The sequence below is a fragment of the Roseisolibacter sp. H3M3-2 genome (assembly GCF_029211165.1).
Taxonomy (GTDB): Bacteria; Gemmatimonadota; Gemmatimonadetes; order Gemmatimonadales; family Gemmatimonadaceae; genus Roseisolibacter.
In genome coordinates, this window is sequence record NZ_JARGEK010000232.1 from 1 (window position 1) to 7,869 (window position 7,869).

At 73.5% G+C, this 7,869-nt stretch carries 5 protein-coding genes and 2 pseudogenes; all 7 read right to left on the minus strand.

All coding sequences use genetic code 11. The features are described 5' to 3' along the window. A pseudogene (locus tag PYV61_RS17015) lies at positions 1 to 794 on the minus strand (hypothetical protein); the annotation flags it as partial. A gap of 14 nt (positions 795 to 808) precedes the next feature. After that, a pseudogene (gene treS / locus PYV61_RS17020) lies at positions 809 to 2,509 on the minus strand (maltose alpha-D-glucosyltransferase); the annotation flags it as partial. Then, positions 2,506 to 4,539 carry an alpha-1,4-glucan--maltose-1-phosphate maltosyltransferase gene (locus tag PYV61_RS17025; RefSeq protein WP_275833780.1) on the minus strand — a complete coding sequence of 678 codons (2,034 nt, stop codon included), beginning with the start codon at positions 4,537 to 4,539 and terminating at the stop codon, positions 2,506 to 2,508. The gene PYV61_RS17025 and the pseudogene treS, both read right to left, overlap by 4 nt. A gap of 211 nt (positions 4,540 to 4,750) precedes the next feature. Then, positions 4,751 to 5,395, minus strand: coding sequence for an OmpA family protein (locus tag PYV61_RS17030; RefSeq protein ID WP_275833782.1), 645 nt, complete (start codon positions 5,393 to 5,395; stop codon positions 4,751 to 4,753). A 231-nt stretch (positions 5,396 to 5,626) separates the two neighbouring features. Continuing rightward, positions 5,627 to 6,457 carry an SDR family oxidoreductase gene (locus PYV61_RS17035; protein WP_275833784.1) on the minus strand — a complete coding sequence of 277 codons (831 nt, stop codon included), beginning with the start codon at positions 6,455 to 6,457 and terminating at the stop codon, positions 5,627 to 5,629. A gap of 5 nt (positions 6,458 to 6,462) precedes the next feature. Continuing rightward, positions 6,463 to 7,104: a ribonuclease HII gene (locus PYV61_RS17040; RefSeq protein WP_275833786.1), complete on the minus strand. Its 642-nt coding sequence runs from the start codon at positions 7,102 to 7,104 to the stop codon at positions 6,463 to 6,465. A 66-nt stretch (positions 7,105 to 7,170) separates the two neighbouring features. Further along, the gene (gene rplS / locus PYV61_RS17045) at positions 7,171 to 7,554 is read right to left on the minus strand and encodes a 50S ribosomal protein L19 (RefSeq protein ID WP_275833788.1); all 384 of its coding nucleotides are present in this window, start codon (positions 7,552 to 7,554) and stop codon (positions 7,171 to 7,173) included. Positions 7,555 to 7,869 lie beyond the last annotated feature (315 nt).

A 7,869-nucleotide genomic window follows, 5' to 3' on the forward strand; every position in this document is an offset into this window, starting at 1 on the left:
GTGGCGGGCTGCGCGGCGAAGTCCGGGTCGGGGACGGCCGCCAGCGCGTCGCGCAGCGCGCGCGCGGTGGCGCCGAGCCGCCCGGCCTCGGCGACCGACGCGTCCCACGCCCGCGCGTCGCCGGCCACGGCCGTCGTGGCGCGCGACACGAGCCACGCCCACGCGTCCTCGGCCCCGGGCACCATCGCCTGCGCCATCCCCAGCACCGTGCGCTCGTCGCCGGCCTGCAGCTCGATCACGCCGAGCAGCGCCGGGACGTGCGCGAAGCCGGCACGGGCGAGCGCGTCGCCGATCTCGACGTCGGGCTGCGGCCCCGCCTCGAGCCGCCGGAACAGCTTCAGGATCGCCGCGTCGCCGTAGAGGATCGACGTGTTGCTCTGCTCCGCCGAGCCGACGCGCGACGGGAGCGCGGCGTCGAGCCGGGCGTCGGCGCCCACCGACCGCGCGCGCCACCGCACGGGCGATCCGTCGGCGGCCGTGCCGTCGAGCGCGCGCCCGGCGACCACGGCCTCGCGCACCGCGTCCCGGAACGCCGGGAGCGCCGTCGCGTCGCGCGGCGGCATGCCCTCCGCCAGGGGGAGCTGCCAGCGCACCCGCGCGTCCCCCACGCGGCCGCGGACCACGAGCACCGCGCACGGCGGCGCGTCCGCCAGGGGGACCGGCACCACCGCCTCGACCGCGACGTCGGCGATCGCGGCGCCGCGCGCCCCGCTCCACCGCTGCGCGCCGAAGTACTCCGCCAGCGCGTGCGGCGGGAGCGACCACCAGTCGGGTGCCGCCCCGCCCGCGCTCACGCGGCCGTCCCGCCGTCGGACGGACGGGTGAGGCGGAACCAGTAGTAGCCGTGCGGGCCGAAGGTGAGCAGGTACGGCAGCGACCCGATCGTCGGGAACGGGCGGTCGCTCCACATCTCGACCGGCGTGTACCCCTCGAAGCGCGAGAGGTCGAGCTCCACCGGCTCCGACGTCCACGACAGGTTGCACGCGACCAGCACCGTCTCCCCCTCGTACTCGCGCAGGAAGACGAGGATGCGGCGGTTGGCCGGGTGCAGGAACTCGATGCGCCCGCGTCCGAAGGCGTGCGACGTCTTGCGCACGGCGATCAGCCGCCGCATCCACCGCAGCAGCGACGCGTCGGAGCGCTCGGCGGCCATCACGTTCACGCCCTGGTAGCCGTAGGGCGGGTCGACGATCGGCGGGCTGTAGAGCGCGGCCTGGTCGGCCTCGGAGAACCCCGAGTTCCAGGAGCCGTTCCACTGCATCGGCGTGCGCACGCCGTTGCGGTCGCCGAGGAACACGTTGTCGCCCATCCCGATCTCGTCGCCGTAGTAGACGATCGGCGTGCCGGGCATCGACATGAGGAGCGTGTTCATCAGCTCGATCTTGCGGCGCGCCCCGCCCATCAGCGGCGCGAGCCGGCGGCGGATCCCCACGTTGATGCGCATGCGGGGGTCCTTCGCGTACTCGCTGTACATGTAGTCGCGCTCCTCGTCCGTCACCATCTCGAGCGTGAGCTCGTCGTGGTTGCGGAGGAAGATCGCCCACTGGCAGTCGGCCGGGATCTCGGGCGTGCGCGCCAGGATCTCGACGATCGGCGTCCGGTCCGCCCGCGCCACCGCCATGTACATGCGCGGCATCAGCGGGAAGTGGAACGCCATGTGGCACTCGTCCGAGTCGCCGAAGTACGGGCGGACGTCGGGCGGCCACTGGTTCGCCTCGGCGAGGAAGATCCGGTTCTGGTACTCGGCGTCGAGCGCCGCCCGCAGCCGCTTCAGGACGACGTGCGTCTCGGGGAGGTTCTCGCAGTTCGTCCCGTCGCGCTCGACCAGGTACGGGATCGCGTCGAGCCGCAGCCCGTCGACCCCCATGTCGAGCCAGAAGCGCATCGCGTCGAGCACCGCCTCCAGCACCGCCGGGTTGTCGAAGTTCAGGTCCGGCTGGTGGCTGAAGAAGCGGTGCCAGTAGAACTGCTGCGCCACCGGGTCCCACGTCCAGTTGGACGTCTCGGTGTCGGTGAAGATGATGCGCGTCCCGGCGTACCGGTTCGGGTCGTCCGTCCACACGTACCAGTCGCGCTCCGGGCTCCCCTTGGGCGCCAGGCGCGCGCGCTGGAACCACGGGTGCTGGTCGCTCGTGTGGTTGATCACCAGCTCGGTGATCACGCGGATCCCGCGGGCGTGCGCCGCGTCGAGGAAGCGCTGGAAGTCGTCCAGCGTCCCGTACGTCGGGTTGATCGCCTTGTAGTCGGAGATGTCGTAGCCGTCGTCGCGCAGCGGCGACGGGTAGAACGGGAGCAGCCAGATGCAGTCCACGCCCAGCGACTGCACGTAGTCCAGCTTGTCCAGGAGCCCGCGGAAGTCGCCGTAGCCGTCGCCGTCGCCGTCGCGGTACGCCTTGACGTGCAGCTGGTAGATGACGGCGTCCTTGTACCAGAGCGGGTTGCCGTCGTCGAGCCCGGGGTGCGCCTCCCGGCCGGTCGCCGTCGATGCCGTGGTCGCGGGTGCGGTCACGCGTGCCCCCCGGCGGCGGGGGCGGCCGGACGCGCCTTGGGGCGCGGCGGGCGCGGCGCCACGCGCAGCACGTGCGCGGGCTCGTGCGCCGGGTCGAGGCGCACGTAGTTGCGGCTCCCGCGCCACGTGTAGCGCGCGCCGGTCAGCAGGTCCTCCACCTCGTACGGCTCCCCCTCGTCGATGTGCATCTCGTCGATCGGCACGTGGACCATGGTCGCGTGCGCGTTGCGCGGGTCGAGGTTCACCGCGACCAGCAGGTCGGCGGAGCCCCGCACCCCGGCGCGCCGGTAGAACAGGACGTTCGGGTTGTCGGACGGGTGGAACGTCAGGTTGTCCTGCCGCTGCAGCGCCGGCTCGGCGCGGCGGATCCGGTTGAGCCGCGCCATGTCGGCGTCGAGGTTCCCCGGGCGCGCGAAGTCGCGGTGCCGCAGCTGGTACTTCTCGCTGTCGAGGTACTCCTCGCTGCCGGGGCGCACCGGCTCGTGCTCCAGCAGCTCGTAGCCGCTGTACACGCCGTACAGCGGGCTGAGCGTGCCGGCGAGCAGCAGCCGCAGGCGGAACGCCCCGCGCCCCCCCGTCTGCAGGAACTCGTGCAGGATGTCGGGCGTGTTCACGAACATGTTCCCGCGGTGGTACTCGACCACGTCGGGCGCGAGGAACTCGTCCAACCACTGCCGGATCTCCCAGTCGGCGTTCTTCCACGTGAAGTAGCCGTACGACTGCGAGAAGCCGAGCTTGGCGAGGTGCAGGAGCTTCTTCGGCTTGGTGAACGCCTCGCTGAGGAACACGACGTCCGGGTGCTCCCGGCGCACCTCGGCGATCGCCCACTCCCAGAACGCGAACGGCTTGGTGTGCGGGTTGTCGACGCGGAACGTCTTCACCCCGCGCTCGATCCAGAAGCGCAGCGCGTCGCGGCACGCCGCCCACAGCCCGTCGCGGTCTTGCGACCAGAAGTCGAGCGGGTAGATGTCCTGGTACTTCTTGGGCGGGTTCTCCGCGTACGCGATCGTGCCGTCGGGGCGGATCACGAACCAGTCCGGGTGCTCCTTCACCCACGGGTGGTCGGGCGAGCACTGCAGCGCGTAGTCGAGCGCGACCTCGAGCCCCAGCGCGTTGGCGCGCTGCACGAAGCGCTCGAAGTCGGCGAGCGTCCCGAGCGCCGGCTCCACGGCGGTGTGGCCGCCGTGCTCGTTGCCGATCGCCCACGGGCTGCCGACGTCGCCGGGCTCCGGGGTGAGTGTGTTGTTGCGCCCCTTCCGGAAGGTGTGCCCGATCGGGTGGATGGGCGGCAGGTACACCACGTCGAAGCCGAGCTCCGCGATCCGCGGCAGCCACGCCTCGGCGTCGGCGAAGGTGCCGTGGCGCCCCGGCTCCGGCGACGTCGAGCGCGGGAAGAACTCGTACCACGACGCGAACGCGGCGCTCGGGCGCTCGACAAGCAGCGGCAGCTCGCGCTCGTAGGTGGTCAGGTCCGACGGCGGCGCGTGGGTTGCCATCAGCGCCGCCAGCTCGTCGTCCTGCGCGGCGGCGACGCGCTCCTCGAGCGGGCGCGCGGCGCCGCACGGCGCGCGGCAGTCGCCGCGCTGCAGCTGCGCGGCCCCGACGAGCAGCTCGACGACGACCTCGGGCTGCTGCGCGGCGACGCGCTTGGCGAGCCGCTCGCGCCAGGTCGCGAACTCGTCCGTCCACGCCTCGACCGTGAACGACCAGCGGCCCACGGCGTCGAGCGCGAACTCCCCCTCCCAGCGGTCGGTCGCCGGGTCGAGGGTCATGGGGGCGGTGCGCGGCTGCGCGTCGCCGGGGCCGCGGTAGCGGATGCGCGCGCGCAGCAGGTCGTGCCCCTCGCGGAACACGTCGGCGCCGACGACGCACGGCTCGCCGGTGACGCGCTTGGCGGGGAACCGCCCGCCATCGACGGCGGGCGTGACGGAGGCGATGACGAGGCGCGGCGCGGTCGCGGGCGCGAGCGTGGCGTCGCCGGCGCGTCGGGCGGGCGCGCGGCGGGCGGGGGCGGGTCTGGAGGCGGTCATGTCGGGCGTATCGTGCACGTGCCGGGCGCCCCCTTCAAGTGTCGGACCGCGATCGTGTCCGGCGGCGGACGCGGCCGTCGCACGCGACACGCCCCGCCGAGCGGGGCTCGGCGGGGCGTGAGGGACGCTGCGGTGCCGCGGCGCGGCGGGGCAGCGTTTCCGGGGAGTCCAACCGGGCCGGGCGCGGACGCCCGGCCGGTCGGCGTGCTGCTTACTGCTGGACCGAGGCCGTGGTGGCGGCGGCCGTCGTCGACCCCACGCCCGGCGACTCGATCACGAACACCACGCGGCGGTTGAGCTCCGCGCCCGCGTCGTCACGGGCCGCGCCCGGACGGATCTGGCGGCTCTCGCCCATCCCGACCGTCTTGAGCAGGCCGTCGTTCAGCCCCTGCGCGACCAGGAAGTCCTTCACCGAGTCGGCGCGCTTCTGCGACAGCGAGCGGTTGTACGACGTCGAGCCGGCCGGGTCGGCGAAGCCCTCGATCGTGATCGCGGCGCCGTTGTAGTACTTGTTCGCGACCTGGGCGAAGCGCTGCAGCGCCGCCTGGTCCTCGGCGCGGACCGACGCGTCGTCGAACGCGAAGTGCACCGGGAGGGCGAACTTGACCTGATCCTCCATCGCCGTGATGCGCGCGCCGAACTCGTTGCGCATGGTCTGGAGGTCGTTGCGGAGCGACGTCAGGTCCGTGCGGAGCGCGGCGATGTCGCGGGCCTGGGCGCTGTCGGCGTTCTGGCGCTCGACGCGCTCGTAGCCGACGAACTGGTCGACCTTGCGGTTGACGTACCCCTTGGTCGCACAGGCGCTGAGGCTGGCGGCGCCGGCGAGGCCCAGAACGAGAACGCGGAAGGAACGCATGGTGTGACTCCCCGTTTGGATGGTGGTGGAAGCGGCGCCGGTCGGCTTCTGGCGCGCCCTGTCGCGGAGCAGCGGTGTCCGACCGATTCCGCCATCACGCAAGGGCAACGTACGGTCCTCCAGCGGGGCTCGGCGTGACTGCCATCACGCCTCCTCTAACTCACCCTCGCCCTCCCGTGACCTACGCCACCGGGCCGGGACCGTCACGCCGTGGGCCCCCGTTGCGACCGGTCACGCACCGGCCTTGGAGAGCCACTCCCCCCCGTCCACCACCAGGATCGCCCCGGTGATCCAGTCCCCCGCGGGCGACGCGAGGAAGGCGACCGTGTTGGCGATGTCGCGGGGGGTTCCCCAGCGTTGCAGCGGTATTGACTTTTGCGCGTACCGTGCCATCGCCGCGTCGGCGGCCGCGAAGACGTCGGGGATCCCGCTGTCGGCCGGCGGCGTGAACGCCTTCCGCACTCCCTCCGTGGGGATCGGCCCGGGGGCGATCGCGTTCACGCGCACCCCGTAGGGCGCCCACTCGACGGCCAGCGTCCGCGTGAGCGCGTCGACCCCGGCCTTCGCGGCGGTCGCGTGCGCCATCTGCGGCCAGCCGCGGTAGTGCAGCGTCATCGAGATGCTGACGATGCGCCCCCCGCCCTGCGCCTTCATGACGGGCAGCACGGCCTGCGAGCAGAAGAAGGTGCCGTAGAGGTCGATCTCGACGACGCTCTTCCAGGCGTTCGGGGTGAGCGCCTCGGACGGCGCGTAGAAGTTGCCGGCCGCGTTGTTCACGAGCAGGTCGATGCGCCCGCGCTCGTGCTGCACCTGCTCGACCATCGCCTTCACCCGCTCGGGGTCGCGGACGTCGACGGCGACGGTGGACGCCGAGCCGCCGGCCTCGCGGAGCTTCGTCGCCGCGGCGTCGAGGTGCTCGGGCTTGCGGCTGGCGAGGACGACGTGCGCGCCGAGGGCGGCGAGCAGCTCGGCGATGCCGAAGCCGATGCCGGTGCCGCCGCCGGTGACGAGGGCGACCTGACCGTCGAGGAGTCCCGCGCGGAATACGGAGGTGTCTGTCATGCGCGCTATTCTGCCGGGGGGAGCGGCGGGTCGCCAGCGTCGGCCGCGTCGAGGGCGAGCTCGGTCTGGGCGGACGCGCAGAAGCTGCGGCGGTGGTGCGCGGTCAGCCCCAGGCGCGCGATCCCGGCGCGGTGGTCGGGGGTGCCGTAGCCGACGTTGCGGTCCCAGGCGTAGCCGGGGTGGCGGGTCGCGAGGGCGTGCATCAGCCGGTCGCGGGTGACCTTGGCGACGATCGACGCGCAGGCGATGGCGTAGCACCGCGCGTCGCCGCCGACGACCGCGGTGTGCACGACGCCCAGCGTGCGGATCGGCTTGCCGTCCACCAGCACGTGGTGCGGCTCGGCGCCGAGCCTGGCCGAGACGCGGGCGAGGGCGCGGCGCATGGCGAGCGTCGTCGCGTGGTAGACGTTCAGCGCGTCGACCTCGCGCGGGCTGGCGGCGCCCACCCCGAGGGCGAGCGCCCGGCGGCGGATCAGCGCGGCCAGCCGCTCGCGCTCGGCGGGGGCGAGCTTTTTCGAGTCGTCGACGCCGGGGAGGGCGCGGACGTCGGGGGGCATGACGACGGCGCAGGCGACGACGGGGCCGGCGAGGGGGCCGCGGCCCACCTCGTCGACGCCAGCGACGAGCGGGCCGTGCGCTGCGCGCACGGCCCGCTCGAGGTCACTCCACGGCACGTCCGGCCCGGCGCGCGGGTGCGCGGCGGGAGGGGCGGCTCAGCCCTGCGGCGCGGCGGCCGGGGCGCTGCTGCGCGGCGCGACCTTGCGCTCGCGGATGCGGGCGGCCTTGCCGGTGACGTTGCGCAGGTAGTAGAGCTTCGCGCGACGGACGAGGCCGCGGCGCACCACGGCCACGCTCCCGATCATCGGGCTGTGGACCGGGAAGATGCGCTCGACGCCGACGCCGTTCGAGATCTTGCGGACGGTGAACGTCTCGCTGACGCCGCTGCCGCGGCGGGCGATGCAGACGCCCTCGTAGGCCTGGAGGCGCTCCTTATCGCCCTCCTTCACGCGCACGTTGACGCGAAGCGTGTCACCGGCGCGGAACGCGGGGATGTCGCTGCGGAGCCACTCCTTCTGGGTCTCGATGAACGGATGCATATGACGCTCTCCGGGCTGGGGGTCTTCCGGGCTGGAGGACGGGCCCGATCAGGTGCTGTACGTGGCTGTACGTAGGGCGGACGGACGCAAGACTCGCAACGTAATCGATTGCTGGGGGCCACGCTAGCCGGCCCCGAGCGACTCAGCGCGACGCCCGCAGCGAGCGGGACGCCGTGGCGGCGGCGGCCGACGTCCACCGCTGCGACGCCGAGCCGTCGCAGGCGCGCAGGACCACGGGCGCGCCGGCGCCGACGGCCGTGGCGCACAGCCCGTTGGCGCTCCGCAGCTCGCCGGCCGCGGTCAGCGTCCAGCGCT